General features: G+C 59.8%; 30 protein-coding genes and 2 tRNA genes. 22 read left to right on the forward strand and 10 right to left on the reverse strand.

All coding sequences use genetic code 11. The features are described from left to right. Both N4A58_RS17840 and N4A58_RS17845 read left to right on the forward strand, forming a co-directional pair. Positions 1-265 (forward strand): transposase (locus N4A58_RS17840; RefSeq protein WP_293712139.1); only part of this gene is annotated, 265 nt, incomplete at its 5' end. Beyond that, a complete protein-coding gene (locus N4A58_RS17845; protein ID WP_293712142.1) occupies positions 265-609 on the forward strand; it encodes a hypothetical protein in 345 nt (114 codons plus the stop codon). The genes N4A58_RS17840 and N4A58_RS17845, both read left to right, overlap by 1 nt. Before the next feature lie 223 nt (positions 610-832). Here N4A58_RS17845 and N4A58_RS17850 read toward each other — a convergent pair whose 3' ends face one another. The 7 genes from N4A58_RS17850 to N4A58_RS17880 form a co-directional block, all read right to left on the reverse strand. Then, positions 833-3,031, reverse strand: a complete 2,199-nt coding sequence (locus tag N4A58_RS17850; protein WP_293712145.1) for a 3-hydroxyacyl-CoA dehydrogenase NAD-binding domain-containing protein — start codon at positions 3,029-3,031, stop codon at positions 833-835. A gap of 32 nt (positions 3,032-3,063) precedes the next feature. Further along, positions 3,064-4,275, reverse strand: coding sequence for an acetyl-CoA C-acetyltransferase (locus N4A58_RS17855; RefSeq protein ID WP_293712148.1), 1,212 nt, complete (start codon positions 4,273-4,275; stop codon positions 3,064-3,066). Positions 4,276-4,307: 32 nt separating this feature from the next. Beyond that, on the reverse strand, positions 4,308-4,946 hold the full coding sequence (locus N4A58_RS17860) for a glutathione S-transferase family protein (protein ID WP_293712151.1): 639 nt from the start codon (positions 4,944-4,946) through the stop codon (positions 4,308-4,310). A 289-nt stretch (positions 4,947-5,235) separates the two neighbouring features. Further along, positions 5,236-5,448, reverse strand: coding sequence for a hypothetical protein (locus N4A58_RS17865; protein ID WP_072705163.1), 213 nt, complete (start codon positions 5,446-5,448; stop codon positions 5,236-5,238). Positions 5,449-5,500: 52 nt separating this feature from the next. Beyond that, positions 5,501-7,279, reverse strand: a complete 1,779-nt coding sequence (locus N4A58_RS17870) for an acyl-CoA dehydrogenase C-terminal domain-containing protein (RefSeq protein WP_293712154.1) — start codon at positions 7,277-7,279, stop codon at positions 5,501-5,503. A 27-nt stretch (positions 7,280-7,306) separates the two neighbouring features. Continuing rightward, positions 7,307-7,708 (reverse strand): MerR family DNA-binding transcriptional regulator, encoded by a 402-nt coding sequence (locus tag N4A58_RS17875; RefSeq protein ID WP_072705169.1) that lies wholly within the window; start codon positions 7,706-7,708, stop codon positions 7,307-7,309. Positions 7,709-7,843: 135 nt separating this feature from the next. Further along, positions 7,844-8,221 carry a MerR family DNA-binding transcriptional regulator gene (locus N4A58_RS17880; RefSeq protein ID WP_072705171.1) on the reverse strand — a complete coding sequence of 126 codons (378 nt, stop codon included), beginning with the start codon at positions 8,219-8,221 and terminating at the stop codon, positions 7,844-7,846. 117 nt (positions 8,222-8,338) lie between these two features. Here N4A58_RS17880 and N4A58_RS17885 point away from each other — a divergent pair, with 117 nt between their 5' ends. From N4A58_RS17885 to N4A58_RS17895, 3 genes are read left to right on the forward strand one after another with little or no spacing between them, the layout of a single operon-like run. After that, positions 8,339-8,764 (forward strand): PaaI family thioesterase, encoded by a 426-nt coding sequence (locus N4A58_RS17885; RefSeq protein WP_072705174.1) that lies wholly within the window; start codon positions 8,339-8,341, stop codon positions 8,762-8,764. Continuing rightward, a complete protein-coding gene (locus N4A58_RS17890; RefSeq protein WP_293712161.1) occupies positions 8,761-9,252 on the forward strand; it encodes a PaaI family thioesterase in 492 nt (163 codons plus the stop codon). Before N4A58_RS17885 ends, N4A58_RS17890 begins: the two co-directional genes overlap by 4 nt. After that, the gene (locus tag N4A58_RS17895) at positions 9,245-10,567 is read left to right on the forward strand and encodes an MATE family efflux transporter (RefSeq protein ID WP_293712164.1); all 1,323 of its coding nucleotides are present in this window, start codon (positions 9,245-9,247) and stop codon (positions 10,565-10,567) included. Before N4A58_RS17890 ends, N4A58_RS17895 begins: the two co-directional genes overlap by 8 nt. 97 nt (positions 10,568-10,664) lie before the next feature. On the opposite strand, the gene N4A58_RS17900 is transcribed toward N4A58_RS17895, so the two are convergent. Further along, a complete protein-coding gene (locus N4A58_RS17900) occupies positions 10,665-12,218 on the reverse strand; it encodes a bifunctional UDP-sugar hydrolase/5'-nucleotidase (protein ID WP_293712167.1) in 1,554 nt (517 codons plus the stop codon). Positions 12,219-12,332: 114 nt separating this feature from the next. On the opposite strand from N4A58_RS17900, the gene N4A58_RS17905 reads away from it, so the two are divergent. The 7 genes from N4A58_RS17905 to N4A58_RS17935 all read left to right on the forward strand — a co-directional run bounded on the left by N4A58_RS17905 (position 12,333) and on the right by N4A58_RS17935 (position 18,873). Beyond that, complete coding sequence (locus tag N4A58_RS17905) at positions 12,333-12,671, forward strand: DUF952 domain-containing protein (RefSeq protein ID WP_293712170.1); 339 nt, start codon at positions 12,333-12,335, stop codon at positions 12,669-12,671. Beyond that, positions 12,668-13,726, forward strand: a complete 1,059-nt coding sequence (locus N4A58_RS17910) for a quinone-dependent dihydroorotate dehydrogenase (protein ID WP_293712173.1) — start codon at positions 12,668-12,670, stop codon at positions 13,724-13,726. The genes N4A58_RS17905 and N4A58_RS17910 overlap by 4 nt, the downstream gene beginning before the upstream one ends. Before the next feature lie 81 nt (positions 13,727-13,807). After that, entirely contained in the window at positions 13,808-14,467 is a 660-nt protein-coding gene (locus tag N4A58_RS17915) for an SOS response-associated peptidase (protein ID WP_293712175.1), read from the forward strand. A gap of 37 nt (positions 14,468-14,504) precedes the next feature. After that, positions 14,505-14,578 (forward strand) — tRNA-Gly (locus tag N4A58_RS17920). A 112-nt stretch (positions 14,579-14,690) separates the two neighbouring features. Beyond that, the gene (locus N4A58_RS17925) at positions 14,691-14,975 is read left to right on the forward strand and encodes a DUF2218 domain-containing protein (protein ID WP_293712177.1); all 285 of its coding nucleotides are present in this window, start codon (positions 14,691-14,693) and stop codon (positions 14,973-14,975) included. A gap of 99 nt (positions 14,976-15,074) precedes the next feature. Continuing rightward, a complete protein-coding gene (locus N4A58_RS17930) occupies positions 15,075-16,877 on the forward strand; it encodes an ABC transporter transmembrane domain-containing protein (RefSeq protein WP_293712180.1) in 1,803 nt (600 codons plus the stop codon). Positions 16,878-16,995: 118 nt separating this feature from the next. Continuing rightward, the gene (locus N4A58_RS17935; RefSeq protein ID WP_293712183.1) at positions 16,996-18,873 is read left to right on the forward strand and encodes an acyl-CoA synthetase; all 1,878 of its coding nucleotides are present in this window, start codon (positions 16,996-16,998) and stop codon (positions 18,871-18,873) included. A gap of 36 nt (positions 18,874-18,909) precedes the next feature. Here the strand turns inward: N4A58_RS17935 and N4A58_RS17940 are convergent, their stop codons facing one another. Further along, a complete protein-coding gene (locus N4A58_RS17940; RefSeq protein WP_293712185.1) occupies positions 18,910-19,656 on the reverse strand; it encodes an SDR family NAD(P)-dependent oxidoreductase in 747 nt (248 codons plus the stop codon). A gap of 191 nt (positions 19,657-19,847) precedes the next feature. Next, positions 19,848-19,922: transfer RNA gene (locus tag N4A58_RS17945), tRNA-Thr, on the reverse strand. 90 nt (positions 19,923-20,012) lie between these two features. Here N4A58_RS17945 and N4A58_RS17950 point away from each other — a divergent pair. From N4A58_RS17950 to N4A58_RS17995, 10 genes are all read left to right on the forward strand, one after another. Beyond that, a complete protein-coding gene (locus N4A58_RS17950) occupies positions 20,013-20,168 on the forward strand; it encodes a hypothetical protein (protein WP_177218630.1) in 156 nt (51 codons plus the stop codon). Further along, entirely contained in the window at positions 20,168-21,436 is a 1,269-nt protein-coding gene (gene murA, locus N4A58_RS17955) for a UDP-N-acetylglucosamine 1-carboxyvinyltransferase (protein ID WP_293712188.1), read from the forward strand. Before N4A58_RS17950 ends, murA begins: the two co-directional genes overlap by 1 nt. Further along, positions 21,433-21,897, forward strand: coding sequence for a DUF2948 family protein (locus tag N4A58_RS17960; RefSeq protein ID WP_177218631.1), 465 nt, complete (start codon positions 21,433-21,435; stop codon positions 21,895-21,897). The genes murA and N4A58_RS17960 overlap by 4 nt, the downstream gene beginning before the upstream one ends. An 81-nt stretch (positions 21,898-21,978) precedes the next feature. Continuing rightward, the gene (gene hisD / locus N4A58_RS17965; protein WP_293712191.1) at positions 21,979-23,280 is read left to right on the forward strand and encodes a histidinol dehydrogenase; all 1,302 of its coding nucleotides are present in this window, start codon (positions 21,979-21,981) and stop codon (positions 23,278-23,280) included. A gap of 5 nt (positions 23,281-23,285) precedes the next feature. After that, a complete protein-coding gene (gene arsC / locus N4A58_RS17970; protein WP_293712194.1) occupies positions 23,286-23,705 on the forward strand; it encodes an arsenate reductase (glutaredoxin) in 420 nt (139 codons plus the stop codon). After that, a complete protein-coding gene (gene arsH, locus N4A58_RS17975; RefSeq protein WP_293712197.1) occupies positions 23,702-24,412 on the forward strand; it encodes an arsenical resistance protein ArsH in 711 nt (236 codons plus the stop codon). Before arsC ends, arsH begins: the two co-directional genes overlap by 4 nt. Before the next feature lie 78 nt (positions 24,413-24,490). Further along, complete coding sequence (locus N4A58_RS17980; RefSeq protein WP_293712200.1) at positions 24,491-24,970, forward strand: UPF0262 family protein; 480 nt, start codon at positions 24,491-24,493, stop codon at positions 24,968-24,970. A gap of 3 nt (positions 24,971-24,973) precedes the next feature. After that, a complete protein-coding gene (locus N4A58_RS17985; protein WP_072705236.1) occupies positions 24,974-25,435 on the forward strand; it encodes a low molecular weight phosphatase family protein in 462 nt (153 codons plus the stop codon). Beyond that, complete coding sequence (locus N4A58_RS17990; RefSeq protein ID WP_072705239.1) at positions 25,436-25,834, forward strand: ketosteroid isomerase-related protein; 399 nt, start codon at positions 25,436-25,438, stop codon at positions 25,832-25,834. It abuts the gene before it with no gap. Next, positions 25,831-26,436 (forward strand): GNAT family N-acetyltransferase, encoded by a 606-nt coding sequence (locus N4A58_RS17995; protein ID WP_293712208.1) that lies wholly within the window; start codon positions 25,831-25,833, stop codon positions 26,434-26,436. Before N4A58_RS17990 ends, N4A58_RS17995 begins: the two co-directional genes overlap by 4 nt. The last annotated feature ends 368 nt before the right edge of the window (positions 26,437-26,804 follow it).

A 26,804-nucleotide genomic window follows, 5' to 3' on the forward strand; every position in this document is an offset into this window, starting at 1 on the left:
CGGTCTGGCGCCTGTGGCGCAGGACAGCGGAACGCTGCGTGGCAAGCGCGCCATCGCCGGTGGCAGGCGTGCTCTGCGGCACGTTCTCTTCCAGGCGGCACTGGTTGCCTCAAATCACAACCCGACGCTCAAAGCTTTCGCCGATCGGCTCCGCAAAGCCGGCAAGCCGCACAAGGTCATCGTCACGGCCGTCGCGCGCAAGCTCGTCATCATCGCCAATGCTCTTTGCAAAAAACGGCGGAAATGGGAGCCCCGCCATCCCTGATGAATACAGTTGCTATCGACGCAAAGAGCATCGAGAGCTTTGCGAAGTCCATCGGCATCGGGCAACCATCACACCTAAAGCGTATGATTGAGGCCGGTCATGTTCAAACGACGACCTTGAAGAACCCGATCACCAAGGCAGATCAGGTCTACTTCACCCCAGATGACGAGATCGCCTTTCGAGCGCGTTTCGTTACCCCCAAGCTCATGGCGAAAGTCTACGGCGCCACGTGGCAGAGGTCGGTTCGACAGCTGCGCGACGCCGGCATTGAACCTCTAGGAGGCCGCGAAGGTCCGTTTGGGCACATCTACTTGCGTGAAGAAACCGATCGCATCCTAACTTAACCAACTGATTTTCCTAAAGACAAAGAGGCTCGGGGCAAAATCCCGCCGCCTCTTTGCGCTTGCTTCCACTCCAACGGAAATCAGCTCTTGGAAAACCTATGGTGTGATTTCTGGAAAAGACATGCGGTAACTGACAGGGAGGGCAGGCTTCTTTTTGCTCTAAATACTCAAAACGCCGCCCCAGAGGGGCGGCGCTTCGGTTTGCCATCAGTTTCGGGCCAGATCAGGCGGCGTATGCGTCGCCTTCGCCGTACTTCTTGTAGAAGCTGCTGTTCTTGTCCGCCATCTGGCGCAGCAGGGCAGGGCACGCGAAGCGTTCACCGAATTTTTCGGTCAGGTCATCGCAAACCGCTTCGGCAAAGGGTGCGCCGATAATGTCCAGCCAGCTGAACGGCCCGCCAGACCAAGGCGCAAAGCCCCAGCCAAGGATCGCGCCCACGTCACCTTCGCGGATGTCTTCCAGCACGCCTTCTTCGAACGCGCGGACGGCTTCCAGAACCTGCGCCATAAGCAGACGGTGCTGGACCTCGTGCAGGTCGGGCTGTTCGTCCGCATGGGGATATTTCTCCGCCAGACCGTCCCACAGACCCGTACGCTTGCCCTTTTCGTCATAGGCATAGAAACCGGCGGCAGCTTTGCGGCCCAAGCGGCCTTCGTCCGCCAGCCAGAACAGCACTTCGTCCACGTCGTCGTTGCTGTACTCAGCCCCCATCGCGGCCTTGGTCGCCTTGGCGATCTTGACCCCCAGATCGATCGAAGTTTCGTCGGTCAGCTGCAGCGGACCCAAGGGCATCCCGACCAGCTTGGCGGCGTTCTCGATCAGGGCGGGGCTGACGCCCTCGTGCACCATGCGGATGCCTTCGTTGATGTAGGGGATGATGCAGCGGTTCGCGTAGAAGAAGCGCGCGTCATTCACCACGATCGGCGTCTTACGGATCTGGCGCACGTAGTCCAGCGCCTTGGCGACAGCCACATCGCCAGTCTTTTGACCCTTGATGATTTCGACCAGCATCATCTTCTCGACGGGGCTAAAGAAGTGGATGCCGATGTACTTCTCGGGGCGCTTGGACGCCTTGGCCAGCTCCGAAATCGGAAGGGTCGAGGTGTTGGTGGCAAAGATGCAATCCTCACCGATCACCGCCTCGACCTGAGCGGTCACTTGGGCCTTGATGGCGGGGTCCTCGAACACGGCCTCGATGATTAGGTCGCAACCTGCCAGCGCCTCATAGTCGGTAGTGGCGGTGATGCGGGACAGCACCTGCTCTTTCTTCTCGGGCGTGGCTTTGCGCTTGGCGATGCCCTTGTCCATATAGCTGGCGGTGTAGTCGCGGCCCTTGTCGGCAGCGGCCTGATCGCGGTCCAAGAGAACTACTTCGATCCCCGCCTGAGCGGACACCAGTGCGATGCCAGCACCCATCATGCCCGCGCCAAGTACGCCAACCTTCTGCACTTTCTGGTCGGCAACGTCGGGACGGTTCGCGCCCTTTTCCAGCTTTTCCTTGTTGATGAACAGGGACCGGATCATCGCGCCGGAACTGGGGTTCATCAGGACGTGGGTGAACCAGCGGGCCTCGATCTTCAGCGCAGTGTCAAAGGGCACCATCGCGCCTTCGTAGACCGCCGAGAGCAGCGCCTTGGCCGCCGGATAGACGCCCTTGGTATTGCCGTTGACCATCGCGGAAGCGCCGACAAAGGTCATGAAGCCCGCAGGGTGATAGGGAGCGCCGCCGGGCATCTTGTAGCCCTTGTCGTCCCAAGGCTTCACGATGTCCTTGTCGGTCGCCGACAGGACCCAAGCGCGGGCGTCTGCCATCGGATCAGCGCTGACCTCGTCGATCACACCCAGCATCTTGGCCTTCTTGGGGGCGTTCAGCTTGCCTTCCAGCAGCAGGGGGGCCGCCGCCATCGCGCCCATCTTGCGCACCAGACGGGTGGTGCCGCCCGCACCGGGGAAGATGCCGACCATGATCTCGGGCAGGCCGATCTTGGCCTTGTCGTTATCGGCGGCAAAGATGCGGTGGCAGGACAGGGGCAGTTCTAGGCCGATCCCCAGCGCGGTGCCGGGCAGAACGGCGGCCACAGGCTTGCCGCCCTTGTTGGTTTTGGGGTCCATGCCCGCGCGCTCGATTTTACGCAGCAGTCCGTGCATGTTCATGATGCCGTCGAACAGGCCCTGAGCGGGGTTGTCGCCCGCGCTGTCCTTCATCTTGGCGATGATGTTCAGGTCCATGCCGCCAGCGAATGTGTCCTTGCCGCTGGTGATGATGATGCCCTTTACGGCCTCGTCGGCCAGCGCGTCGTCGACCAGATCGTTCAGCGCTGCCAGACCTTCTAGCGACAGCACATTCATCGACTTTTCTTTGACGTCCCAAGTGATCGTTGCGATCCCTTCGGCGTCTTTAACCATAGTGAAATCGGTCATTTCGAATTCCTCCTCGCAGGTCTGACGCCCGCTTAAACCCGTTCGATGATGGTGGCTGCGCCCATGCCGCTGGCAACGCAGAGGGTGGCAAGGCCGGTGCTTTTGCCCGTCCGCTCCAGCTCGTCCAGCAAGGTGCCAATGATGATCGCACCGGACGCCCCAAGGGGGTGGCCCATCGCAATTGCGCCGCCGTTCACGTTCAGCTTGTCGTGGTCCACGTTGAAGCGCTGCATAAAGCGCAGGACCACGGCACTGAACGCCTCGTTCACCTCGAACAGGTCGATGTCGCTGATCGACATGCCGCTCTCGCTCAGGATTTTTTCGGTGACGGGCACGGGGCCGGTCAGCATGATGGTCGGGTCAGTGCCGATCTTGGCCGTGGCGCGGATCACGGCGCGGGGCTTCAGCCCGTGACGTTCGCCGAACTCCTTGGAGCCGACCAGAACGCCAGCCGCCCCATCCACGATGCCGCTGCTGTTGCCCGCGTGGTGGATGTGGTTGATCCGCTCAAGATGGGGGTACTTCATCAGGGCGATCTTGTCGAAACCGGGCATCACCTCGCCCTGATCCTTGAAGCTGGCCTTGAGCGCGCCAAGGGCCTGCATGTCGGTGCCGGGGCGCATGTATTCGTCGCGGTCCAGAATGGTCAGGCCGTTCACATCGCGCACAGGCACGATCGATTTGTCGAACCGTCCGGCGGCCCAAGCCTCGGCGGCGCGGCGCTGGGATTCTACGGCAAAGGCATCGGCGTCATCGCGGCTGAACCCGTATTCGGTGGCGATGATGTCGGCCGCAATGCCCTGCGGGACAAAGTAGTGATCCATGGCCACCGTCGGATCGACCGCCACGGCCGCGCCATCGCTGCCCATGGCAACGCGGCTCATCATCTCGACGCCGCCTGCGATATAGGCGTGGCCCGAGCCCCCCTTGATCTGGTTGGCCGCCAGATTGACGGCCTCCATGCCGGACGCACAGAAGCGGTTGATCGACAGACCCGGCACGTTCTCGGCCAGATCAGAGGCCATCACCGTGGTCCGCGCCAAGCAGCCGCCCTGTTCCATGACTTGGGTCGCGTTGCCCCAGATCACGTCCTCAAACTCGTCCCCTGCCAGATCCGAACGCTCTTTGAGTGCGTTCAGGATCGTTGCGCCCATACGGACGGCGGTAACCTCGTGCAGGCTGCCATCCTTGCGGCCCTTGCCGCGTGGGGTGCGCACTGCGTCATAGATAAAGGCGTCAGCCATCTGCCTCTCCTCCTAGTCAGTTTTTCTTGGTCTCAGGCCCGGTCCGACGGGTTGCCAGGCATGAGGTCATACGGGTGTTTCCAGCCGGGCAGAGCGCTGATGCGGTCCAGCCAAGCGTTAATGTGGGGCCATTCGGCACGGTCAAAGCCGAACTCCTCGGGGTAGAACAGATAGCCGCAGCAGGTCAGATCAGCGTTGGTCACACTGTCCCCGACGATCCAGTCGCGGCCCTCAAGGTGTTTGTCGAGAATGGCATAAGCGCCTTTGAGACGTCCCTGCAGGAAAGCGATCACCTCGGGCTGTCTCTTGTCCTCGGGGATGAAGTTCATCAGGAACCGTGCGATCCCGGCAAATGATGACAGCTTATGATTGTCCCAAAACTGCCAGCGCAGAACTTCGCGCTCTTCCTCCGGCGTAGTGCCACCGAATTTACCGGTCTTCTCGCCGATGTACCGCTGGATCACCGCCGATTGTGTTAGCTTCAGATCGCCATCCACAAATACTGGCGCTTCGCCCATCTCGTTCACTTCGGTGCGGTAGGCTTGCCCGCGCGTCTCTCCATTAAAGAAATCGATATAGACCGGCTCCCACTCCAGACCGGACAGCTCCAATGCCAAAGCGGCTTTATAGGAATGTCCGCTCTCTCCGAAACAATGCAGCTTGATCGTCATTTCTAAATTCCTTTTCCGGTTCTGACCGATGGGGTCCAACAGTTGAGTATTTGCAGAAAAAAGAAGCCTTAAACCTCTCTGCGGATCACCTTCCTTTAACCAGAATCACCAGAGTTTGATCTCGCGGTACAGGCTGGGGAGCCGATGACCGCCCAAGGTGAAGCTCCGCTCTGGATGAACCGCAGTCGCGCTGTGCGACCCGATCCGGGGCGGAGTAACGCCCTATCCTTCAGCTTGGTAAAAATACCCTCGCGCCGAAGGCGCCCTGACATCTCCACCAGAACCGACTTCACCGCTTCCGCGCCTCGAGTTCCGAGTTGAACAAACGCAGACGATGAGGAAACCGTTCTTCGTGCATCACGCTGTCGAAGTTTTCAAAAATGAACGACAGGGCTTCCCCTTCGTCCAACCCCGCCTCCTGCGCAAAGCGGCGAAGGCGGCGGTAGCCGTCTTCGGTCATGGCAACAGGAAATCGGCGGGTCAGGCGCAGGCGTTTGGGCATAGGTTCCTCGGTTTGATCAGATGGGGCCGAAGGTGCCGGCCCCTGTGGCTGATCAGAAGTTAGCGGCCTCCAGCGTCATCACCGTATCAGCGCCAGTCTCAATACGCGACAGGTGCAGTGCGGTGGCGGGCAGTTGGCGCGCCATGTAGAACCGGCCGGTCTCGATCTTGGTCTGATAGAACTCGGGGTCCGATGTGCCGTTCTCAAGCGCTGCATAGGACGCCTGCGCCATCTTCGCCCACATCAGGCCAAGGCAGACATGCCCGAACAGGTGCATGAAGTCATAGCTGCCAGAAAGCGCGTTATGCGGGTTTTTCATGCCGTTCTGCATAAAGTACATGCCCGCCGTTTGCAGGTCCTTGCTCGCCTTTTTCAGCGGATCAAGGAAGTTGGCCTTCAGCGCCCCGTTGCCTTCGTTCTCTTTGATGTAGCTCTTCACCATGTCAAAGAACGCCATGATGGTCTTGCCGCCATTCATCGCCAGCTTGCGGCCCACAAGGTCCAGCGACTGGATGCCGTTGGTGCCTTCGTAGATCATGGTGATACGGGCATCGCGGACGAACTGTTCCAGTCCCCATTCCTTGGTAAAGCCCGACCCGCCGAGGGTCTGCTGCGCCAGAACGGTGGTCTCAAACCCTTTGTCGGTCAGAAAGCCTTTGATCACGGGGGTTAGCAGCGAGATCATTGCGTCTGCATCGGCGTCCGATTTGCGGTGCGCTTCGTCGATCATTTTGGCGCCCCAGAAGGTGAACGCCCGTGCCCCTTCGGTAAAGCTCTTTTGCATCAGAAGGTTGCGGCGCACGTCGGGGTGCACAATGATCGGATCTGCGGGGCCATCGGGGTTCTGCACACCCTTGACTTCGCGGCCTTGCAGACGCTCGCGGGCAAAGCCCAGAGCGTTCTGGTAAGCGACAGCGCCTTGGGCATAGCCTTGCAGGCCTACACCCAGACGAGCTTCGTTCATCATGGTGAACATGGCGCGCATGCCTTTGTGCATTTCGCCGATCAGGTAGCCGGTTGCGCCGTCATAGTTCATCACGCAAGTGGCGTTGCCGTGGATGCCCATCTTGTGCTCGAGGCCGCCGCAAGACACAGCGTTGCGATCACCGAGAGAGCCATCCTCGTTCACCATAAATTTGGGCACGATGAACAAGGAGATGCCTTTGGTGCCTTCACCGCCGCCTGGTGCCTTGGCCAGCACCAGATGGATGATGTTGTCGGTCAGGTCGTGCTCGCCAGCCGAAATCCAGATCTTGGAGCCACTGATTTTGTAGCTGCCGTCGTCCTGAGGCTCTGCCTTTGTGCGGATCAGGCCCAGATCGGTGCCGCAGTGGGGCTCGGTCAGGTTCATGGTACCGGACCATTTGCCCTCGATCATGTTGGGCAGGTACTTGGCCTTCTGATCGGGCGAGCCGTGGGTCTGGATCGCCGAGATCGCACCGTGCGATAGGCCCTGATACATGTTGAACGCCATGTTGGCCGAAACGAACATTTCGCCCACCGCGGATTGCACCAGATAGGGCATGCCCTGACCGCCGTATTCGGGATCGCAGTCCAGCCCGATCCAAGCGCCTGCGCACATCTGGTCATAGGCGTCCTTGAACCCGTCGGGGGTGGTCACGACACCGTTTTCCAGTTTGCAGCCCTGTTCGTCGCCCACCTTGTTCAGCGGGGCCAGAACGTTTTCCGACAGCTTTGCGGCCTCGTCCAAGATGGCCTGCGTGGTGTCACGGTCCAGCTCGTCATAGCCGGGGATATCGGATTGGGCGACATTCAGAACATCGTGCAGGATGAACTGCATGTCCTTTACCGGAGCGGTATAGGTCGGCATTGGTCTCTCTCCCTTGGTCGCGGCGGATTACTCGGCCGCTTTATTCGTCTGCTTCAGCGAGGCGATGACTTTCTCCGCCCACTTCAGCTGGTCCTTCAGATCGTCGATGGCCTCGTTCAGTTCGTCGCGCTGCTGCTCCATGGCGTGCAGACGCTCCAGCCCGACCTCATGGGTGCGGGATAGCTGGGTCAGCTGCTGGTCGCCCATGTGGTACAGATCCAGAAGCTGGCGGATTTCTTCGAGGCTGAAACCGAACCGTTTGCCGCGCAGGATCAGCTTGAGCCGCGCACGGTCACGTTTGGTGAACAGGCGCTTCTGCCCATCACGAATAGGAAAGATAAGCTCTTTGGCTTCGTAAAAGCGAAGCGTCCGAGGCGTTACGTCATAGGCCTCGCACATTTCGCGGATGGTCATGATGCGATCGTCCATGACGGGTCTCCTGATAGTGTTCGCGCACCAGAATTCGGTTTCTGGTCGTACTATACTACAGGAGTTGACGTTTACGTAAACAGTACGTCACGTCACCTTTTTGTGTGACGGAGGGTCACTTTTGAACTGAACGGTTCATTTTTCTTTCAGAAGGCTTTCCTGCACTTCATCCCGCAGCTGCCGCAGCTCTGTCATGGCGGTTTCGATCTGAGTTTGTTGCTCGTGCAGCTCGCCAAGCTGGCGGTTTGCCATCTCGACCCACGCTTCCATTTGGGCCGTTGTGCCTTCTTTTTCGTAGATTAGCAGCCACTGGCGAATCTCTTCGAGTTGGAAGCCGAACCGGCGTCCGCGCAGAATCAGCGTCATGCGCGCCACATCACGCGGCGAATAGAACCGCGACCGCCCTTCGCGCTCGGGGGCGAGCAGTTCGATATACTCGTAGTAGCGCAGGGTGCGCGGGGTAACGTCGAACTTGGCACACATTTCTTTGAAGCTGAGACGAGTCTCGGACATCTGGCTCCTCCTTGGTTGAGGCGGAGCGTAGGGCGAACGCTGGGGCAGGGCAACTGTCACCCTTTACGGACGCGGCGTGAATGCTCCATACCAAGAGCAACCAAGGAGTTTACCAATATGAGCGCGGACAAGGCGAAAATCGCAGCGCAGTTTATACAGGCGATTCCCCACTCTCGGGCGTTGGGTATGAATCTGGTCGAGATCGGAGATGGCGAGGCCGTGATCGAAATGCCCTATGACACCAAGCTTATCGGAGATCCCGACACGGGCGTGATCCATGGTGGTGCCGTCAGTGCACTAATGGATACCTGCAGCGGAGCAGCTGTCATGAGCCATCCTGACGCGCCGACCTCGACCGCGACCATCGATTTGCGAATCGACTACATGCGGGCCGCGACCCCCGGTCAGACCATCCGCACGCGCGCCTATTGCTACCAAGTGACCCGCAGCGTTGCCTTTGTCCGCGCCGAGGCGGTGGACGAAGACACTGCGCGCCCCGTCGCCACGGCCACCGGTGCCTTTACCTTCGAGAGGTCGAAATGAGCCGTCCCCGTCCCGAACCCGTACAAGTGGTGAAACAACGTCGCGACTCCGCGCTCTCTGCTCTGGTCGAGCGCGTGCCTTACGTCCAGTTCCTTGGGATCAGTTTTGATCGCCGTGGCGACGAGCTGACCGCAACCATGAATTATGACGAAAAGCTGATTGGCAATCCGATGCTGCCCGCCTTGCATGGGGGTGCGACGGCGGCGTTTCTGGAAACAGCCGCGATCATCGAACTCAGCTGGCAAATGATCTGGCCCAGCATCGAGAGCGATAGCCATGAACTGCCCCCCTTGCGGATGCCCAAGACAATCGACTTCACCGTTGATTACCTGCGCTCTGGCCTGCCGCGCGATGCTTATGCCCGTGCACGGGTGAACCGCTCGGGCCGCCGCTACGCGAGCGTCCATGTCGAAGCATGGCAGGACAACCGCGAGAAGCTGTTCGCGCAGGCGACGGGGCATTTCATGATGCCCCAAAAGAATGACTGACACCCCCGCGCCGCGGGCCGTGACCCATCGCAGAGTGCTGAAAATCGCTCTGCCGATTGTGCTGTCTAATGCCACTGTGCCCATCCTGGGTGCGGTAGACACAGGCGTGGTGGGACAGCTTGGAGAGGCCGCGCCCATAGGTGCCGTCGGCATCGGTGCGGTGATCCTGACAGCGGTCTATTGGATTTTTGGCTTCTTGCGCATGGGAACCACAGGGTTCGTGAGCCAAGCCGCGGGGGCAGGCGACCGCTCCGAAATCGCCGCGCTGCTGACGCGGGTGATGATTATTGCCGGACTGGCTGGCTTTGCGCTGATCCTGCTCCAGCAACCGATCTTTGCAGCAGGGTTTGCCCTGTCCCCAGCCTCGACCGAGGTCGAAGCGATGGCCCGCGACTACATGTCGATCCGCATCTGGTCGGCCCCAGCGCCGATTGCCTTGTACGGAATTACAGGCTGGCTCTTGGCCCAAGAACGCACACGCGGCGTTCTGGTTATCCAGATCATCATGAACGGCACCAATATTCTGCTCGACCTGTGGTTCGTGTTGGGGCTGGGCTGGGGCGTCCAAGGAGTGGCGCTGGCGACACTCATATCGGAAGTCTTCGGCCTCTGCGTCGGTCTCTGGCTCTGCCGCGCGGCGTTCCGAGTCCCGGCATGGCGCGACTGGCCCCGCGTGCTGGATCGCGTGCGCCTTCGCCAGATGGCGCTGGTCAACTCGGACATCCTGATACGGTCCTTGCTGCTGCAAGCGATCTTCATGGGATTTCTGTTCGTCAGCGCGCGGTTCGGAGACGTGGCGCTGGCTGCCAACCAAGTTTTACTTCAGTTCCTGAACATCACGGCCTACGCGCTGGACGGTTTCGCCTTCACCGCCGAAACAATAGTCGGCCAAGCCCTCGGAGCGCGCAGCGCGCCCATTCTTCGTCGCGGTGCGGTCCTAACGTCCGCTTGGGCTGTCGGCGCGTCAGTGTTGCTTGCCTGCGTCTTTGCTGTCGGAGGGGGCACCATAATCGATATCATGACCACGGCCCCCGAGGTTCGCATCGCCGCGCGAGAGTTCCTACCGTGGATGGTGGCGGCCCCGCTCCTTGGGGTGGCGGCGTGGATGCTGGACGGTATCTTTATCGGAGCAACCCGCTCGCAGGATATGCGCAACATGATGATCGTCAGTTTTGTGTTCTACGTGGTCTGCGTTGTCGCGCTTGTCCCACCTTACCAAAATCACGGTCTCTGGCTTGCGTTCAACATCGCGTTCGTCGCCAGAGGGGTCACCCTTGGCCTGCGCTATCCCGCTTTGGAACGCAGCGCAGCCTGACTTCTTTTTGCTCTAAATACTCAAACAGAAAGGCCACTTCCGCATCGGAAGTGGCCTGACCAGAATGCGTGCGGGGCGCGGCCCCGCACGCTTTATCTTATTTCGCGCTGATGCGACCGTCGGTATAGGGCGTGTAGGGCGCATTGGCCGCGATGTATTCTGCGGTAACGTCCGCCAAATCGGGGCCAAAGTCGTAGGCATTCTCTGCGTCACGGAACATCTTGTAGCCGTCACCGCCATTGCGAACGTAGTTGTTGGACACCACTCCATAGGTCGCAGCGGGATCAATCGGCTCACCGCCCACCATCACATCGCTCACACGGCTACCTGGCTCTGCGCTTGCGTCAAAGACAAAGCTCATGCCCGCGATCTGGGGGAAGCGGCCGCCGCCTTCCTCGATCTCGCTCACACCATTTTCCAGTGCGTCGATCATGGTCTGGCCCGTGACTTGGAAAGTAGAAAGGGTGTTTTGGAAGGGCAGAACGGTCAGGACTTCGCCCATGGTGACTTCGCCCGCGTCAATGCTGGCACGGACGCCGCCGCCGTTCTGGATGGCGATTTGGATGCCTTGGTCTTTGACACGGTCGAGCATCGCATCCGCGATCAGAGTGCCCATCTGGCATTCCATCGCGCGGCACGAACCACGGTCGCCGTCGATGGCTTCGGCGGTCTCGGCTACGACTTTGCTGCGGATCTCTTCCAGCGGCTTCGCGGCTTCGGCGATGCGATCGACAGTCGGCGCGTCTTCGGTAACGGCCGCGTCCATGATGATCGGAGCGCCGCTGGCCGAGATGATGTTGCCTTCGTCGTCAAAGACAACGTTCAGCTCGCCAAGGAACTTGCCGTAGGCGTAGGCCGACAGGATTTGGGTGCCATTGACCACGGTGGGGTAGGGCCCTTCGGCACCGTCCATATCACCCAAGAGGGTGTTGGTGTGTCCGCCAACGATCACGTCAACCCCGGTGGTTTCCGATGCAACGCGCTGGTCCACGGCGTAGCCCGAGTGGGACAGGACGATAATCTTGTTCACGCCTTCGGCGGTCAGCTTGTCGACTTCGCCCTGAACGGCGTCCACCGGATCGGTAAAGATCACTTTGTCACCGGGCGAGGCCAACTCGTCGGTGTTTTGGGGTGTCAGGCCGATCAGGCCCAGCTTCTCGCCATTGCGCTCGATTACGGTGGACTTCATCAGCTTGTCAGCCAGCGCGGGCTCCATCGAGACATCTGCGTTCGACATCAGCACGGGGAACTCGACTGCATCCATGAAGCCGGCCAGCACTTCGGGGCCGTCATCGAATTCGTGATTGCCAACGGTCATGCCGTCATAGCCGAGCTTGTTCATCATCTCGGCGGCAAGTTTGCCTTTGTAATAGGTGTAGAAGAGCGTGCCCTGAAACTGGTCGCCGCCGTCGAACAGGACGGTGTTTTCGTTGCGGGCGCGGGCGTCTTCGACCGCTGTCACCAGACGGGCGCTGCCGCCAAAACAGTCGCCGGCTGCGTTGTCTTCGGCAGAACAGCCGCTGTCATACTTGCTAATGGGTTCGAAACGAGCATGAAAGTCGTTGGTGTGAAGGATGGTCAGCGCATAATCGGCCGAGGCCGCAGAGGCGGTAATGGCCAGAGCGGCGCAGGTGCTGAACAGACGGATCATCGGGAAACCTTTCTTTCGACTCAGTCTAATGGGACGATGCTAAGGGCATTACATCTGAACTGGCGACATCTTTGTGAACTTGACGTGGGGGCGTGCAGGGGCCATCACCGCACTATGCTCATTTACAAGATCTTTCGGGCCCACGAGTGGGCGATTCTGGAAACGCAAGGCAGCACAACCGGGGCTCAGGTTGATGTGACTGACGGATATATCCACTTCTCGACTGCTGCGCAGGCGCGCGAAACAGCGGCAAAGCACTTTGCCGGAGAAGAGGGGCTCGTTCTGCTTGGCGTGACGACGGAAACCATGGACGGCGATCTGCGTTGGGAAAAATCGCGCGGTGGCGCGCTGTTCCCGCACCTCTACCGCGATCTACGGATGACCGATGTGGCATGGCACAAGCCGCTGCCGCTGGGGCCGGACGGGCACTGTTTTCCCGAGGAAATGGTATGAAGATTCTCGAACAGATTGGGATGCGGGCGATCCGGTCCTTTGATCCTGAAACGGCGCATGGACTGGCGCTCAAGGCGCTGACCTCGGGGCTGGCTCCGCGTCCGAAAACCGTGACATCACCGCGTCTGGCGACCGAACTGGCGGGCTTGTCGCTGCCGAACCCGCTGGGCTTGGCCGCTGGCTTTGACAAGAACGCGGTAGCCCTGCATCCGCTGGCCAAGGTCGGGTTTGGCTTTGTAGAGGTTGGCGCGATCACCCCCCGCGCGCAGCCGGGTAACGCCCGTCCGCGCCTGTTCCGTCTGGAAGAGGATCAGGGCGTGATCAACCGCTTCGGCTTCAACAACGAAGGCATGGTTGTTGCGGCAGAGCGTCTCGCGCAGCGTCCGCGCGATGCGGTGATCGGCCTGAACCTTGGGGCGAACAAGGACAGCGACGACCGCGCCAGCGACTACGCCAAGGTTCTGACCAAGTGTGGTGATTATCTGGATTTCGCGACCGTGAATGTCAGCTCGCCCAACACCGAAAAGCTGCGAGACTTGCAAGGGCGCGAGGCACTGACCGCGCTGCTGGACGGTGTGACGGAAGCGAACAGCAAGCTGGATCGCCCGATCCCGATCTTTCTGAAGATCGCGCCGGACCTGGACCACGATGGGTTGGCCGAGATCGCAGATGTGGCGATCCAGACCGGACTATCCGCGATCATTGCGACGAACACGACTCTGTCGCGAGACGGTCTGAGCAGCAAGCACAAGGACGAGATGGGCGGACTGTCAGGACAGCCCTTGTTCGAGAAATCGACCCGCGTTCTAGCCGAACTGTCCAAACTGACCGAAGGGCGCATTCCTCTGGTTGGTGTCGGCGGCATCAGCAACGCAGAACAAGCCTATGCCAAAATCCGTGCAGGGGCTTCGGCTCTGCAGCTTTATTCGGCGCTGGTCTATGGTGGACTGTCGCTGGTCGAAGACATCTTGCAGGGGCTGGACGAATGCCTGCTGCGCGATGGCTTTGCAACCGTCGAGCAGGCGATAGGCTCAGGGCGCGGCGACTGGCTCTGACCGGTTGATCTGCAGCACAACCTGCACCACTTTTCAAAGGGCGAGGCACTGGGCCTCGCCTTTTTCATGCGGGGCTCGGGGATGTGCGGACGATTTGCGATAACGCTGCCGGATCAGGCGATGGCCGATGTTTTTGACGCAGCGCCCTCGAATGATCTGCCGGATACCCCCAATTATAATGTCTGCCCGACGAATACAGTGCACGTCGTGGTTTCTGCCGAGGCGCGGCGGATCGTGCCCATGCGCTGGGGATTCATCCCGCACTGGTACAAGGCGCACAATGACGGCCCGCTGCTGATCAATGCCCGATCCGAGACGATCGCCGAGAAGCCCGCATTCCGCGAGGCTTGTCGCGAACGGCGCTGCATTCTGCCCGCAACTGGGTTCTATGAATGGACAAAATCGGCCGAGGACGCGCGGCTCCCTTGGTATATTTCACGCGCGGATGAACGACCCATCGCCTTTGCCGGGATCTGGCAGGAGTGGGGCACGGGGGAAGAGCGAATGCGGACCTGTGCCATCGTCACCTGCGGCGCGAATGATCCGATGAAAGCGATTCACCACCGGATGCCTGTTATCCTGACGCCAGACTGCTTTGGCCTGTGGCTTGGCGAAGAAGGGAAGGGCGCCGCGCGCCTGATGCACGCCGCGCCTGACGACGCACTGGTCTGGCATCGCGTTGATCCCAAAGTGAATTCTAATCGAGCAGAAGGAGAGGATTTGATCGAGCCGATCGCTTGACCTTCCTGAAAAGTTGCAATATCTCTCTGCCCACTGCGCGGGTGTTGTGTAGTGGTAAGACCTTAGCCTTCCAAGCTAATGACGCGGGTTCGATTCCCGCCACCCGCTCCAAAATCTTCCACACTTTCGAATTTTTTCGCACAGGTGCTCCTGTATGCGCGACAGTTGTGCTCGTGTGCTGCGTATTTTATTTCTGACTAAATTGCTTTGGAAAGGAATTATGATGCAAAGCCAAACTTTAATCGAGACCGGACAGGCGTCGAAATACTTGCAGCAACTGTGCAAACACTTTGCTCACAAGACCGAAGTCACATTCAGCGAAACCGAAGCGCACTGTGTTTTCGGCACCGCAACTGCTGACATGAGAGCCAAGGAGCAGGGCCTTGAGGTGATCATCACCGCCGAAGACCCCGAGGGCATTGATCGCGGGCAGATGGTGATTTGGAAGCATCTCGAACGCTTCGCTTTCCGCGAAGATTTGTCCGAACCCGTTTGGGAGACGGCCTAAACGTTCCTGATACTGAGCCAAGGAGCCAAGTGAAGGGAAACCTTTGCTTGACCGCGTAGCGCCACGCGGCCATGTATCCCCCGTTATTTCGGAGGACCCATGGCACGAGCTCCTGTTTTGAACGCGCAGCAAGCGGAACGCGAGAAATCCAAGCGTGTGGGCGCGTTACGCGCGCTCTTTCCGTTTCTGGCGCCATACAAAGGGCTCGCTGGTTTTGCCCTGATCGCACTGGTTCTGACGGCATCGATTTCGCTGATGCTGCCTTTGGCTGTGCGCCGCGTCGTCGACAATTTCGGCGCGCAGGACGGGGGGATGCTGAACCTGTATTTCAGCGCTGCACTGGTGCTGGCTGGATTGTTGGCCGTGGGTACGGCACTGCGCTACGCGTTGGTGACGCGGCTAGGTGAGCGCGTGGTCGCGGATATCCGCAAAGCTGTTTTTGGCCGCATGGTCGGGATGAGCCCCGCCTTTTACGAAAACATCATGACTGGCGAAGTGCTGAGCCGGATTACAACGGACACGACGCTGATCCTATCGGTCATCGGGTCGTCCATCAGCGTAGCGTTGCGGAACGTGCTGATCCTGTTTGGCGGCCTTATCCTGATGCTTGCGACGTCAGCCAAGCTGACGGCGCTGGTACTACTGATTGTACCGCTGGTCTTGGTGCCGATCCTGACTCTGGGCCGTAAGCTGCGCGTGCTGAGCCGTGAAAACCAAGACTGGATCGCGACCAGCTCTGGCGAGGCGTCCGAAGTGCTGCTCTCGGTCCAGACCGTTCAGGCATTTACCGCCGAAGCGGCAAGCCGCGATCACTTTGGCGAGGTAACTGAAAAGTCTTTTGACGCCGCACGCCGCCGGATCACCACGCGCTCTTTCATGACGGCTATTGTGATCTTTCTCGTGTTCGCGGGGGTTGTCGGGGTGCTGTGGATTGGTGCGTTGGACGTCCGCGCGGGTCAGATGTCCGCAGGGGCCTTGGTGCAGTTCGTGATCTACTCGGTCATGGTGGCGGGCTCCGTCGGCGCCCTGTCCGAAATCTGGAGCGAACTGCAGCGTGCCGCCGGTGCGACCGAACGTTTGGTGGAACTCCTGCACGCGGATGATGCTGTGGTTGACCCCGACGCACCGGTCTCTTTGCCCGCCCCGGTCAAAGGCGAGATCACCCTGGATCATGTTAGCTTTACCTATCCCGCGCGCCCTGACGCACCCGCGCTGCGCGACCTGTCTTTGCATGTCAAAGCAGGGGAAACTGTAGCGCTGGTCGGCCCATCAGGCGCGGGCAAATCTACTGTGATCCAGTTGTTGGAACGCTTCTACGACCCGACCGCAGGTCAGGTCATGCTGGACGGCGTGGCCTTGGATACGCTCAGCCGTGATGCGTTCCGCCGACACATGGCGCTGGTCCCGCAAGATCCGGTGATCTTTGCGGCATCGGCACGAGAGAACATCCGCTTCGGCCGCCCCGATGCAACGGATGCCGAGGTCGAAGCCGCCGCCAAAGCTGCCGCCGCCCATGACTTCATCTGCGCGTTGCCCGATGGGTACGACACCTATGTTGGCGAACGAGGCGTCATGCTGTCCGGTGGTCAAAAGCAGCGCATCGCGATCGCTCGCGCTATCCTGCGCGCCGCGCCGGTCCTGCTTCTGGACGAAGCCACCAGCGCCTTGGATGCCGAATCCGAACGTCTGGTGCAGGCGGCGGTGGACGAGCTGTCCAAGGATCGCACCACCATCGTAGTCGCGCACCGTTTGGCAACTGTTAAAAAAGCTGACCGGATCGTCGTGCTGGAAGACGGGCAGATTGTTGCGCAGGGCACCCACGAAGAACTGGTCGCCGCTGATGGTCTCTATGCAAAACTAGCGCGTTTGCAGTTCACCGATGGCTTTTCAGGAGAAAAGTAACGCTACGGCGCAACAAGTTTATCTTTCGTTGCGTAAGTCTTGCGCCGCGCCGCTGCTCCGCTCACATTGATAGGTGGGAGACAAGAAATCTGCGACCAAGCAGGTTCAGGGAGGAAGCATGCCATACGCGTCGTATGCAGATCGCGCTGCGATCGAAACAGAAATGCCTTGGGCGGACAGGGATGTGCCCAAGACTATGTACAAACTGCTGGAACGCACCAAAGAGCAGTTTGGCAAACGTCCGGCGGTCAGTTTCCAGCTGACCTCTAGCCCCAAAGACGCGGGTGAAACCCTGACTTGGGCCGAACTGTTCGAAAAAGTCACACAGACCGCGAACCTGCTGCGCAGTCTGCGCGTGGGTCCGAATGACACGGTCGCATTTCTGCTGCCCAACTGTTCCGAGACGGTTATGGCGCTGCTTGGCGGGATGGTCGCGGGGATCGCGAACCCCATAAATCCGCTGCTGGAACCAGAGCAAATCTCGGCCATTCTGCGTGAAACAAACGCCAAGGTGCTGGTGACCCTGCGGGCTTTCCCCAAGACAGACATCGCGCACAAAGCGGCCGAGGCTGTGCGCTTTGCGCCGAATGTGCATACGGTGCTCGAGGTTGATCTGCTGCGCTACCTTAGCCCGCCAAAGTCTTGGATCGTGCCGATGATCCGTCCCAATGCGCCGGACTACGCCCACGCGGACGTGCTGAATTTCAACAAGGCGATTGCCAAGCAGAATACAACGCTGGATTTCGAGGACACCGACGAGGACCGCGTCGCTGCGTATTTCCACACGGGCGGGACAACTGGCATGCCAAAGGTCGCGCAGCACAAATATTCGGGCATGATCTACAACGGCTGGCTCGGGGCCAAGCTGCTGTTCTCGTCCGATGACAACGTGATCTGCCCGCTCCCGCTGTTCCACGTCTTTGCTGTGCACCCGATTATGATGTCCATGATGTCGAGCGGGGCGCACGTGATCTTTCCCACGCCTGCGGGGTATCGAGGCGAGGGCGTGTTCGACAATTTCTGGAAGCTCGTCGAGCGTTGGCAGGTCACTTTCATGATCACCGTGCCGACGGCAGTGTCCGCGCTGATGCAGCGCCCCGTCGATGCCGATATCTCTTCGCTGAAGACGGCGTTCTCTGGCTCTGCGCCCATGCCGCTGGAACTGTTCAAACGGTTCGAGAGCGCGTGCGGCGTTTCGATCTGCGAGGGGTATGGCCTGACCGAAGCAACCTGTCTGGTGTCGATCAACCCGCCTGCGGGGGAAAAACGCGTGGGGTCTGTCGGCATTCCGTTTCCCTACACTGACGTCAAAATTCTGCGCCACGGGCCCGATGGCCCGATTGAGTGCGGTGTCGAAGAGGTTGGCGAAATCTGTGTCGCGAACCCCGGTGTCTACGCGGGCTCGACTTATACCGAGGCGGACAAGAACGCTGATCTGTTTCATTACGACTGCTATCTGCGCACAGGCGATCTGGGGCGTTTGGATGCGGATGGCTACCTGTGGATCACCGGTCGCGCCAAGGATCTGATCATTCGTGGGGGCCACAACATTGACCCCGCCGAAATCGAAGAGGCGCTGCTGACCCACCCCGCCGTTGCCTTTGCGGGCGCGATTGGTCAGCCGGACGCGCATTCTGGCGAGATGCCCTGCGCCTACGTGGAGTTGGTGGATAATGCAGAGGTCACGTGCGAGGAACTGCTCGCCCACGCCAAAAAGCATATCCACGAGCGTGCTGCATGCCCAAAGCATCTGGAAATTCTGCCGGAACTGCCCAAGACGGCGGTGGGTAAGGTCTTTAAACCGGACCTGCGCAAAAGCGCGATCAAGAGGATTTATAATGCCGCTCTGACCGGCACAGGTGCCGAGGTGATCGAAGTTGTAGACGATAAACGCCGCGGACTGACGGCACGCCTGCAGCGATCAGATTCGACGGATACCAAGGCGGTCGAGGCGGCACTGTCGGCGCACACGCGACCTTGGGAATGGGCCGATTGAACGGAGAAGGGGCACCAAAGCGGTGCCCCTTTTATGTTACTGCGCGGTGTAGCCGCCATCGACCAAGTGATAGGAGCCTGTGACAAAGCTCGCTTGGTCTGAGAGCAGGTAAGCGACCAGTGATGCCACCTCTTCGGGTTTGCCGAGCCGCTTCATCGCGTGCATGCCTGCCAGCGCGTCCTGAGTTTCGTCATCCAGCGATTTGTCCACCAGCGGCGTCCGGATAAAGCCCGGCCCGATCGAGTTAACGCGGATGTTGTCGCCCGCATGTTCAATCGCGGCGGCCTTGGTCAATCCAACCACGCCGTGTTTTGCGGCCACGTAGGCGCTGGACCCCGCGATCCCGACCGACCCTAGGATAGACGCGATGTTCACGATGGCGCCGCCACCTGCGGCTTTCATTTCGGGGATCGCATAGCGCAGACCGTAAAAGACGCCGTTCAAGTTGATGTCGATCACCTGCCGCCAGCCGTCTGTGGGATACTCACCGGTCGAGGCTTGCTCGCCGCCGATGCCTGCGTTGTTCACCAGATAATCCAGTCGGCCAGTCTTTTCTTTGGCGAATCGGATCATCTCTTGGACCGACTCTTCGTTTGCGACGTCCACTTTGGTGCCCAAAGCCGATTCGCTAATTTCTTTGGCTGCGGCGTCAGCTTTGTCCTGATCAAGGTCCGCGACGACGACCGTTGCGCCAGATTCTGCCAGTTGTTTTGCGACCGCGTACCCGATGCCAGAGGCGGCTCCGGTGACGATGGCAGTTTTTCCGGAAAAATCGATATTCATAACAAACTCCTTCTCCCGCGAATGTTTTGCGGATGGGTCTGATATGGCGCGATTTTCAGCAGGGCGAAGGCGATCTCTCGAAACCGTGTGTGTGCCAGTGCATACCAAACGGCGCACAGTCGCACGGATCCAAACGCACCAAACAAAGTTGTGACGCGAAGGACGAAAGTTTAACGATTTCAGGGATTTGATGGTGCTGCAGGGGAGGATTGAACTCCCGACCTCTCCCTTACCAAGGGAGTGCTCTACCACTGAGCTACTGCAGCGCCGTGTTGGTGAGGGGGCTTCTAATAACAAAATTCAGGGTGTGCAAGGGCAATCTGGACGGTTTTTTCATCAGGATGTAGGAACGGGGCATGAAAAAAGATTCCGAGCCCCAGAACACCAAGAAATACAAGGATCCGAGCCGTGAAGATCGGCTGAAGGCCGCGCTCAAAGCCAACATGGCGAAGCGTAAGGCTCAGGCAAAGGCTCGTGTCACGACCTCAGAGCAGGACAAGGAAGAGAACTAATGGATTCAATCATCGTAAAAGGCGGCACCGAACTGCGCGGCCAGATCCCGATCGCCGGCGCCAAGAATGCCTGCCTGACGCTGATGCCCGCGACTCTTCTGTCCGAGGAGCCTTTGACCCTGACGAATGCGCCGCGTTTGTCGGACATCCGCACAATGACCCTGCTGCTGCAATCGCTGGGGGCCGAAGTTCAGAGCCTGAACGATGGCCGCGTTTTGGCGCTGTCTTCGCACGGGTTAAATAACCACAAGGCCGACTACGATATCGTCCGCAAAATGCGTGCGTCGATTCTGGTTCTGGGCCCGATGCTGGCGCGCGATGGCCACGCTGTTGTGTCGCTGCCCGGCGGTTGCGCCATTGGCGCGCGTCCCGTGGACCTGCACCTGACCGCGCTAGAGGCGATGGGCGCAGAGCTTGAACTAAAGGACGGCTATGTCCACGCCAAGGCAGCGGGTGGCCTGAAGGGCGGGATCGTTGATTTCCGTTTCGCGTCTGTCGGCGCGACCGAGAACGCCCTGATGGCGGCGACGCTGGCCAAAGGCACCACGGTCCTGAATAACGCGGCCCGCGAGCCCGAAATCGTCGATCTGGCGCAATGCTTGCGCGCGATGGGCGCTCAGATTGAGGGCGAGGGAACAAGCCGAATCGAAATTCAGGGCGTTGAGCGTCTGAATGGCGCGACTCACCAAGTCGTCGCAGACCGAATCGAAATGGGCACCTACATGCTCGCCCCTGCAATTGCGGGCGGTGAAGTCGAAGTGCTTGGCGGATCTATTGAGCTGCTCGGGGCGTTCGTTGAAAAGTTGGAGGCGGCGGGTGTCTCGGTGACGCCCACCAAAGGCGGTGTTCTGGTCGCGCGTAAGAATGGCCGCGTTGATGCGGTAGACGTCACCACCGAGCCTTATCCTGGCTTCCCCACCGATCTTCAGGCACAGTTCATGGCGATGATGTGCACGGCGAATGGCACCAGCGTTCTCGAAGAGAAGATCTTTGAGAATCGCTTCATGCACGCGCCGGAACTGATCCGGATGGGCGCCGATATCGAGGTTCACGGCGGCACTGCAACCGTGACCGGCGTCGAACGTCTGCGCGGCGCGCCTGTGATGGCGACCGACCTGCGCGCCTCTGTCTCGCTGATTCTGGCGGGTCTGGCAGCCGAAGGCGAAACCCGCGTGAACCGCGTGTATCACCTCGACCGCGGCTACGAGAGCGTTGAAACCAAGCTTGGCGCCTGCGGTGCCAACATCGAAAGGGTCAAAGAAGAGTGACACAGGACGCCCGTTTCGAAGATGCCAGCCCCAAGCCCCTGAACATTGGGGCGATGGATGCCGATGACCTGCAAGTGATCTCGGCCCTTGTGCAGGATGCGGTCCTGCCCGTGGGCGAGATGACCTATGAACGGGGGGCAGGGCGCTTTGCCCTGCTGCTGAACCGCTTCCGGTGGGAGGACAAGTCTGCCGCCCGTCCCGAACGAGTGCAGGCTGTGCTGGCCTTTGAAACCGTGCGCGGCGTGTCATCCCAAGGCATCGACCGCAGCGACAAGGACACCGTTCTGTCGCTGCTCTCCGTCGAGTTCGCCGAAACGGACGCCCCGAGTGGCCACGTGACCCTGCATTTCGCGGGTGACGGCGCCTTGCGCCTAACGGTCGAGGCGATCGAAGCGACCCTGCGGGATGTGACGCGGCCCTACTACGCGCCTTCGGGTAAAGTGCCTGATCACAACGCCTGATGCGGCCAAAGCACCGGTAGTTCTTGAGGACAGCGCCCCTGCGGTCTATGTCTGCGCCCGTAATCTTAGGAGCCGCAGCCCATGCCCGTATTACTGTCCACCCGTGACGCCGATTTCGAAGCCCAGTTCACCGCGCTGCTCGGTGCCAAGCGCGAGGACAGCCCCGATGTGGATCATATCGTGGCAGAGATCATTGCGGACATCCGTGCGCGCGGCGACGAAGCTCTGCTGGAATACACGCGGCGCTTTGATCGCCTGGAGCTGACCGCGGATACGCTGGCCTTTTCCGAAGCAGAGATCGACGCACTGATCGCCGAAGTCCCCGCCGAAGAGCGCGAGGCTCTGGAACTGGCAGCCGCCCGCATCCGCGCCTACCACGAGCGTCAAATCCCCGAAGATCAGCGCTGGACTGATGAGAGCGGCGCAGAGCTTGGCTGGCGCTGGACGCCTGTTTCGGCCGCAGGCCTGTACGTGCCAGGTGGTTTGGCGTCCTATCCTAGCTCTGTGTTGATGAACGCCATTCCGGCCAAGGTCGCTGGTGTGCAGCGTCTGGCGATCACCGTACCGACCCCTGATGGCGTGGCGAACCCCTTGGTCCTGCTGGCTGCGCACCTGTCCGGCGTGGACGAAGTTTACCGCGTAGGTGGGGCACAGGCCGTGGCCGCGCTGGCCTATGGCACTGACACCATCAAGCCTGTCGACAAAATAACTGGCCCCGGCAACGCCTTTGTCGCGGCAGCCAAGCGCCGTGTGTTCGGCAAGGTTGGGATCGACATGATCGCGGGCCCCTCGGAAATTCTGGTGATCGCGGACAAGGATAATAACGCGGACTGGATCGCTTTGGACCTGATGAGCCAAGCCGAGCACGACGAAAGTGCGCAATCGATCCTGATCACCGACAGCGAAGATTTCGCGCGCGAGGTCTGCGTCGCTGTGGATCGCCAACTTGAAACGCTAGAGCGTCGTTCGATCGCGGGCGCCAGCTGGCGCGATTTTGGCGCGGTCATTGTGGTGGACGATTTGGATCAGGCCGCGCAACTGTCTGACCGCATCGCGCCAGAGCACTTAGAGCTGTGTGTGGCCGACCCTGACGGCCTGTCGGACAAGATCACCCACGCGGGCGCAATCTTCCTCGGTGCTTGGACGCCAGAAGCGATTGGCGACTATGTCGGCGGCCCGAACCACGTGCTGCCCACCGCACGCTCGGCCCGTTTTAGCTCTGGCCTGTCGGTGATGGATTTCGTCAAACGCACGACGCTGGCCAAGATGACCCCCGCCGCGTTGCGGGCCATCGGGCCTGCGGCTGAGGTGCTGGCAAAATCGGAGAGCCTGCAGTCGCATGGCTTGTCCGTCACCGCACGCCTGCAAAGCCTGAATGATTGATCGCCATGACTGCTACGATTTATCACAATCCCCGCTGCAGCAAATCGCGCAACGCCCTGACTATTTTGCAAGCCGCAGGCGAAGCGCCAGATGTCATTGAATATCTGACAACCGGATGGACGAGCGACTTGCTGGTGTCACTGTTTGCAGACGCGGGCATCACCGCCCGCGATGCTTTGCGCAAGGGCGAGACGCAGGCAAAAGAGCTCGGGCTGTCTGCCCCCGATGTCAGCGACGACCAGATCATCGAGGCCATGATCGCGCACCCCGTTCTGGTCGAGCGGCCCATCGTCCGCACGCCCAAAGGCGTCGCAGTGTGCCGTCCGATGTCGAACCTCTTATCGCTCTTGGCGCAGCCGCTTTCGGGACCCGTCACCGATGCCAAGGGCAAAGTCCTGGTCGACGACCAAGGAAATGCCCTGTGACCGATACGCCGAATATCGACGACACCTTGTTTCAGCCCTTCGACCCTGCGCGTTTGTTCGAGGCGGAGCGCAGCACCCACGCTCCGCGCATTCTGGTGCTCTTTGGATCGCTGCGTGCACGGTCCTATTCGCGCCTTCTGGCCGAAGAAGCTGGCCGCATTCTGACGCGCCTTGGTGCGGAAGTGCGGTTTTTTGATCCCACAGGCCTGCCCTTGCCTGACGCCGAAGACGCCAGCCACCCCAAAGTCGCTGAATTGCGCGAGCTGGCCCAATGGTCCGAAGGCATGGTGTGGTCCAGCCCCGAACGGCATGGCGCGATGACGTCTGTCATGAAAGCGCAGATCGACTGGATACCGCTGTCTCTGGGCGGTGTGCGTCCGACTCAGGGCAAGACGCTGGCGCTCTTGCAGGTCTGCGGCGGCAGTCAAAGTTTCAACACGGTCAACCAGATGCGCATTCTGGGCCGCTGGATGCGGATGCTGACGATCCCGAACCAGAGCAGTGTCGCCAAAGCCTTTCACGAGTTCGATGAGGCAGGCCGGATGCTGCCAAGCGCCTATTACAACCGCGTTGTCGATGTCATGGAAGAGTTGGTGAAATTTACTTGGCTCACCCGCGATCTGAACGATACCCTGCTGGATCGCTACAGCGAACGCGTAGAAACCGCCGAAGAGCTGTCGCAACGGGTGAACCAGAAATCGCTCTGATCGGGGCAATGCGCTTGCACCTATCCTAATGGTCACTAAAGATACGGTAGAAGAAAGTAACTGTTAGTGCCCCCTCTTATGTCTCGTATCTCAAATATCACTCTGGACGACAGCGCCCTCCCGCCGCCGACCCCCGAGATCGAACAGGAACGCCGCGTGGCGATGTTCGATCTTCTAGAGGATAATAGCCTTGTCTTGCCCGCACGGGATGACCGCCCCGCGCCCGACGGGCCCTACCATCTGGATCTGTCGATCCGGGACAAGCGTCTTGTCTTCGATCTGAATACCGAAGGCGGCGAGAAAGCCGCTGAATTCCATCTGTCGCTTGGGCCGTTCCGCCAAGTGGTCAAAGACTACTTCCAGATCTGCGCCAGCTACTTTGACGCGGTCAAAAAGATGCCCCCGAGCCAGATCGAAGCGATCGACATGGCCCGTCGCGGCATCCACAACGAAGGTGCGCGCATCCTTCAAGAGCGTCTCGAAGGCAAAGCCGAGCTCGATATCGACACAGCGCGGCGTCTCTTCACCCTGATTTGCGTTCTGCATTTCGGAGGCTAGTGGTTGACGCGGGAGGTGCCTCAGTCGGTTTTGTTCTGCTGCGATCACAACGCGGTACGGTCCCCCATGGCCGAAGGCTTGATGAAAAAGCTGTACGGGCAGCAATGCTACGTCCAGTCGGTCGGCGTAAAGAATGACATGGAGATCGACGGCTTTGCCGTTTCTGTCTGCAAAGAGGTCGGGGTGGAGTTGGACCGACACCAGTCCCGCAGCTTCGATGAGATGGAGCAATGGGGCGATGATTTGTCGTCCTATGACCTGATTATTGCACTGTCTCCCGCAAGTCAGCGGCGCGCGTTGGAATTGACCCGTTTCTTCCACCTCGACGTAGACTATTGGCCTATCCTCGATCCGACAGGTTTGGGGGAAACTCGCGACGCGAAGCTGGTGCAATATAGGGCCGCTCGTGACCAGATTGTGCAGCGGCTAACGGATGCATTCGGGCCGCCAGAAAGCGAGGATTGAATGAGCGCGACCGACGTACTGCGCCGTTACTACGATGCATTTAACGCAGGCGACACCGACGGCATGCTGGAGTGCTTGTCCGACGACGTGGCGCACCACGTGAACGAGGGTAACATCCGCGTGGGCAAAGAAAAATTTGCAGAGTTCAACGCCCACATGACCCGCTGCTATAAAGAAAACCTGACCGACATCGTGCTGTTCGAAGCCGAAGGCGGTACACGCGCAGCGGCCGAGTTCACCGTGAACGGCACCTATCTGCAAACTGACGAAGGTTTGCCCGAGGCCAAGGGCCAGACCTACCGTTTGCCCGCCGGGACATTCTTTAGCCTCGAGGGCGACAAGATCACTCGCGTGGTGACCTACTACAACCTCTCTGACTGGATTCGGCAGGTCCAGTGACCCTACGCATTGAAACCCTGAGGGGCGAAGCGCTGGACGCGGCACTCGATGATGTGGCGCGTCTGAGGATCACTGTATTTCGCGACTGGCCTTATCTGTACGACGGCTCGCTAGAGTACGAACGCAAGTATCTAGAAGTCTACCGCCAGAGCGATCAGACCGTGCTGGTGGGCGCCTTCGACGGAACGCGCCTGGTTGGTGCGGCGACGGGCACCCCGATGCTGGACCATGCCGAGGATTTCGCGACCGCCTTCGAGGGCGTGGGCTATGACCTTGTGAACATCTTCTACTGTGCCGAATCTGTTTTGCTGCCGGACTATCGGGGGCAGGGCGCAGGGCACCGTTTCTTTGACCTAAGAGAAGCGCATGCGCGATCGGTCGGGGCGCAATACACAGCCTTCTGCGGCGTGCAGCGTCCAGCGGATCACCCGATGCGTCCCGCGGACTATGCTCCGCTGGATCCGTTTTGGCGCAAGCGGGGATACCGTCCACTCGACGGGGTCATTGCACAGTTCAGCTGGAAAGATGTGGGCGATTCCTTCGAAACGAAAAAGCCGCTCCAGTTCTGGATGCGCGACCTTTCGTATGAAGATAAAAGCTGAGGGGGCCAGGGGGTTGGGGGATTTGGGGTGAAGCGCTCGTAGCGGGCCACTCGTACTCTGATACCGACCGTTGAACTCTTTACCGTCACTCGCAAACATGCGCCGTTTGGAACATCTTCATTCGCGTGGACGGGTGAAACGGTCACTCTGTAAAAGGTTACTTCCGACCAGTGGCGCCGCTGGCGCCCCTCTACCCGGCGTAAACCGAGTAAGAATGGTATACCGTCTTGATTTGCAAAAATCTCGGGCACATCGGTGCAGAATCTACTGCCTTTTGTTGGGGCCCCTGACTTAAGGGTAGGAAACTCAACGTCTTGCGTAGGTTTGGGCCTACATGCAAAATTTTGTTATCACGTGAATGGGAAGCC

It is taken from the genome of Donghicola sp., assembly GCF_025210255.1.
In the GTDB taxonomy this organism is placed as follows: Bacteria; Pseudomonadota; Alphaproteobacteria; order Rhodobacterales; family Rhodobacteraceae; genus Donghicola; species Donghicola eburneus.

What these genes read in the sequence shown, in the direction of transcription:
- N4A58_RS17845 (WP_293712142.1), top strand. Translation starts at nt 265, where the DNA reads ATGAATACAGTTGCTATCGACGCAAAGAGCATCGAGAGCTTTGCGAAG.
- N4A58_RS17850 (WP_293712145.1), bottom strand. Translation starts at nt 3,031, where the DNA reads ATGACCGATTTCACTATGGTTAAAGACGCCGAAGGGATCGCAACGATC.
- N4A58_RS17855 (WP_293712148.1), bottom strand. Translation starts at nt 4,275, where the DNA reads ATGGCTGACGCCTTTATCTATGACGCAGTGCGCACCCCACGCGGCAAG.
- N4A58_RS17860 (WP_293712151.1), bottom strand. Translation starts at nt 4,946, where the DNA reads ATGACGATCAAGCTGCATTGTTTCGGAGAGAGCGGACATTCCTATAAA.
- N4A58_RS17865 (WP_072705163.1), bottom strand. Translation starts at nt 5,448, where the DNA reads ATGCCCAAACGCCTGCGCCTGACCCGCCGATTTCCTGTTGCCATGACC.
- N4A58_RS17870 (WP_293712154.1), bottom strand. Translation starts at nt 7,279, where the DNA reads ATGCCGACCTATACCGCTCCGGTAAAGGACATGCAGTTCATCCTGCAC.
- N4A58_RS17875 (WP_072705169.1), bottom strand. Translation starts at nt 7,708, where the DNA reads ATGGACGATCGCATCATGACCATCCGCGAAATGTGCGAGGCCTATGAC.
- N4A58_RS17880 (WP_072705171.1), bottom strand. Translation starts at nt 8,221, where the DNA reads ATGTCCGAGACTCGTCTCAGCTTCAAAGAAATGTGTGCCAAGTTCGAC.
- N4A58_RS17885 (WP_072705174.1), top strand. Translation starts at nt 8,339, where the DNA reads ATGAGCGCGGACAAGGCGAAAATCGCAGCGCAGTTTATACAGGCGATT.
- N4A58_RS17890 (WP_293712161.1), top strand. Translation starts at nt 8,761, where the DNA reads ATGAGCCGTCCCCGTCCCGAACCCGTACAAGTGGTGAAACAACGTCGC.
- N4A58_RS17895 (WP_293712164.1), top strand. Translation starts at nt 9,245, where the DNA reads ATGACTGACACCCCCGCGCCGCGGGCCGTGACCCATCGCAGAGTGCTG.
- N4A58_RS17900 (WP_293712167.1), bottom strand. Translation starts at nt 12,218, where the DNA reads ATGATCCGTCTGTTCAGCACCTGCGCCGCTCTGGCCATTACCGCCTCT.
- N4A58_RS17905 (WP_293712170.1), top strand. Translation starts at nt 12,333, where the DNA reads ATGCTCATTTACAAGATCTTTCGGGCCCACGAGTGGGCGATTCTGGAA.
- N4A58_RS17910 (WP_293712173.1), top strand. Translation starts at nt 12,668, where the DNA reads ATGAAGATTCTCGAACAGATTGGGATGCGGGCGATCCGGTCCTTTGAT.
- N4A58_RS17915 (WP_293712175.1), top strand. Translation starts at nt 13,808, where the DNA reads ATGTGCGGACGATTTGCGATAACGCTGCCGGATCAGGCGATGGCCGAT.
- N4A58_RS17925 (WP_293712177.1), top strand. Translation starts at nt 14,691, where the DNA reads ATGCAAAGCCAAACTTTAATCGAGACCGGACAGGCGTCGAAATACTTG.
- N4A58_RS17930 (WP_293712180.1), top strand. Translation starts at nt 15,075, where the DNA reads ATGGCACGAGCTCCTGTTTTGAACGCGCAGCAAGCGGAACGCGAGAAA.
- N4A58_RS17935 (WP_293712183.1), top strand. Translation starts at nt 16,996, where the DNA reads ATGCCATACGCGTCGTATGCAGATCGCGCTGCGATCGAAACAGAAATG.
- N4A58_RS17940 (WP_293712185.1), bottom strand. Translation starts at nt 19,656, where the DNA reads ATGAATATCGATTTTTCCGGAAAAACTGCCATCGTCACCGGAGCCGCC.
- N4A58_RS17950 (WP_177218630.1), top strand. Translation starts at nt 20,013, where the DNA reads ATGAAAAAAGATTCCGAGCCCCAGAACACCAAGAAATACAAGGATCCG.
- murA (WP_293712188.1), top strand. Translation starts at nt 20,168, where the DNA reads ATGGATTCAATCATCGTAAAAGGCGGCACCGAACTGCGCGGCCAGATC.
- hisD (WP_293712191.1), top strand. Translation starts at nt 21,979, where the DNA reads ATGCCCGTATTACTGTCCACCCGTGACGCCGATTTCGAAGCCCAGTTC.
- arsC (WP_293712194.1), top strand. Translation starts at nt 23,286, where the DNA reads ATGACTGCTACGATTTATCACAATCCCCGCTGCAGCAAATCGCGCAAC.
- N4A58_RS17980 (WP_293712200.1), top strand. Translation starts at nt 24,491, where the DNA reads ATGTCTCGTATCTCAAATATCACTCTGGACGACAGCGCCCTCCCGCCG.
- N4A58_RS17990 (WP_072705239.1), top strand. Translation starts at nt 25,436, where the DNA reads ATGAGCGCGACCGACGTACTGCGCCGTTACTACGATGCATTTAACGCA.